We start from the raw sequence: 2,892 nt of genomic DNA, 5'->3' as shown, positions 1-2,892 counted from the left end.
AGAATCTCTTTGGCAGGCAGGATGCCTAACCCACAAGATTTATGGCAGAGGTCTATTAGACTGGTGCAAAAAAGAATCTCTTTGGCAGGCAGGATGCCTAACCCACAAGATTTATGGCAGAGGTCTAATCAACCCCTCCAGGACGCAGAGGAACGCAGAGGAAGAGAAGAAGAGAGAGTTTTTGTTGTGAGTGGGCATTTATGGCAGGATTATAAGTATCGTTGAGGTAAGGGCGTACAAGGGTCAGGTTCTATGAGTTCTGCCGCAGCTTCACAAGATGCAGCTATCACAGGGGAAGGTCAACCTGTGGTGCAAACTTATGAGTTGGGTAAAACTTATCGTACTGGTTTTTGGCTGAACCAAAAAGTCGAATCTTTGAAGCAATGTACTCTGAGTGTGTATCGGGGGGAAACGTTTGGTTTGTTGGGACCAAATGGTGCGGGTAAAACGACTCTGTTGAAGACTTTGCTGGGTATTGTGCGTCCAACGGCGGGACGGGGGATGTTGTTGGGGGAACCGTTGGGCGATCGCGCGGTTAAACAACGGGTAGGATATTTACCGGAAAATGCCTATTACTATGATTTTTTAACCGGGTGGGAGTTGTTGCAGTTTACCGCAGGATTGTTTCAAATACCAGCATCGGTGCAGCGTCAGCGCATCCCCCAATTGTTGGATTTGGTGGGACTTGCTCAGTCAGCGGGGAAAAAGAAGCAACTGCGACAGTATTCTAAAGGGATGGTACAGCGCATCGGGATGGCGCAGGCGTTAATTAACGACCCGGATGTGGTATTTTTGGATGAGCCGATGTCGGGTTTGGACCCGATGGGGAGATATCAGATTCGGGAGATTATACTATCGTTGAAAGCTCAGGGGAAGACGATTTTCTTCAACAGCCACATTCTATCCGATGTGGAGAAGATATGCGATCGCATCGCCATCCTCGCTCAAGGCGAACTAATTTGCATCGGTGCTTTAGATCAACTCTTGGGTACTACCAACACCTACCACGTTAAAGGCAAGGGCGGCAATCTCGATATCCTCAAAAAATGGATACAAGATTTAGAAATCGAAAATAAATATTGGCAAGGAATTTTACAAGGTAATCCCCAAGATTTTATAAATATCCTCCCTCAGATAGATGCTCAAATTATCGCTTTAAATCTGGCGCGTCCATCTTTAGAAGAATTTTTCCTCCAGCAGTTGCATCAGCGCGGAATTCGCTATAGCAGCTAACTTTAGGGGGATGCGCCTGGAGTTTTCCCGCTTGTATTCGTTAACAAGAAGCTATAAAAATTTAGGAAAACTCATGGCTGACATTATCGAGACTGCTAGCAATGCTGGATGTTTTAAAACCTTGATGACGGTGTGGGAAGCGGCGGGTTTGTTAGATATTCTCAAAAATCCTGGACCTTACACCGTATTTGCACCAACTGACGAAGCGTTTGCCAAAATACCCGCCCACGAAATCGCCGATTTGTTGGATAATCTTCCCAAGCTGAAGCGAGTTTTGACCTATCATGTCGTTTCAGGGGATGTGAGGTCGGATGACCTGATTCAAATCGACGAAGCGCCGACGTTTGAAGGTTTTGTTTTGGCGATTGATAATTCCGATGGGGTGCGGGTGAATGATGCCAAGGTGCTGCAACAAGATATTCTAGCCGATAACGGCGTTATCCACGCGATTGATACTGTATTAATGCCTGCCTTGGTGGCGGCGCAATCGTGAAAGCGAGACCGAGAAAAGTAGCGCGCTCCGATGCAACGGAAGATGATATAATACCATCTTCCGTTGCAAAAATATTAGATCTTTTGATAGATGTAAAAGCTACTTCTTATTGAAACAATATTTATTTGCCTCAAACAAGCACCCTGGATAAAACCAACCGTTTTTTGTAATTGCCTATACAACCGGAAAAGATCTAATTTGGTTTTTGGCCAAAAATGTGTTTATAATTATGTTGGCTCAAAAGAGTTCAGAGTCAAAAACTAGACATAAGGTGGAAAAAATGGCTGACATTGTAGATACTGCCGTTAGTGCTGGTTCTTTCAAGACTCTGGTAGCCGCTGTTCAAGCAGCTGGTTTGGTAGAGACGCTCAAAAGTCCTGGCCCGTTTACCGTTTTTGCGCCAACAGATGAGGCATTTGGCAATTTGCCAGCAGGTACTGTTGACTCGCTGTTAAACGATATACCGCAACTGACAAAAATTTTGACCTATCACGTTGTCTCTGGTAAAGTGATGGCGGCTGATGTTGTCAAAATTGATTCGGCTGCGACTGTTGAAGGTTCTAATCTGAAAATAGATGCCTCGAACGGAAGTGTGAAGGTGAATAATGCCACAGTTATTACTGCTGATTTGGAAGTAGATAACGGCGTAATTCACGTTATAGATACCGTTCTCCTTCCAGAGTAACATCCTCCCACCGCTAATTAGGGTTACCTAACTCGTTCCCAGGCTGAGCCTGGGAACGAGATTCTAATTGCTAATGGCTAATAGCTAATGGCTAATAGTAGATTCTCCGGGCTTACGCCTGGGAACGAGATTCTAATGGCTAATGGCTAATAGTAGATTGCGAAAATATTCCCATGACCAATTAACAATTAGCAATTAGCAATTAGCAATTAGCAATTAGCCAGGAGTAAGATAGCGCTCGCACCAATTCACCATCTCCCACAATACATGTCCCACCCCTTCCCGCGAACGATACCCGTGGTCTTCCAACGGTAATACTACCCATCGCACAATTGCCCCCAATCCTTTCAACGCCTCATCAGAAACTTCCGGGAGCTTGGAAACCCAGCGTCTTCAGACCTGGGAGGAAAAGCGACACGAGCGGTTTTAACCGCCGTGGTATTTCAGAATTTGTTGGATGATAATTTTCAGCGCAGCAAAA

The 2,892-nt window shown here is 45.2% G+C and carries 4 protein-coding genes; all 4 read left to right on the top strand.

From position 1 onward, the window contains the following. A partial coding sequence (locus MiSe_RS48390; protein ID WP_226594574.1) for a hypothetical protein occupies window positions 1–225 on the top strand: 225 nt, incomplete at its 5' end. Window positions 226–252: 27 nt separating this feature from the next. Then, entirely contained in the window at window positions 253–1,233 is a 981-nt protein-coding gene (locus tag MiSe_RS48385) for an ABC transporter ATP-binding protein (RefSeq protein ID WP_226594571.1), read from the top strand. A gap of 73 nt (window positions 1,234–1,306) precedes the next feature. Then, window positions 1,307–1,726, top strand: a complete 420-nt coding sequence (locus tag MiSe_RS48380) for a fasciclin domain-containing protein (protein WP_226594568.1) — start codon at window positions 1,307–1,309, stop codon at window positions 1,724–1,726. Window positions 1,727–2,006: 280 nt separating this feature from the next. Next, window positions 2,007–2,411, top strand: a complete 405-nt coding sequence (locus MiSe_RS48375) for a fasciclin domain-containing protein (RefSeq protein WP_226594566.1) — start codon at window positions 2,007–2,009, stop codon at window positions 2,409–2,411. Window positions 2,412–2,892: the final 481 nt, after the last annotated feature.

Source organism: Microseira wollei NIES-4236, from assembly GCF_020521235.1.
Classification (GTDB): domain Bacteria; phylum Cyanobacteriota; class Cyanobacteriia; order Cyanobacteriales; family Aerosakkonemataceae; genus Microseira; species Microseira wollei.
This window is presented reverse-complemented; position numbering and strand designations above follow the sequence as displayed.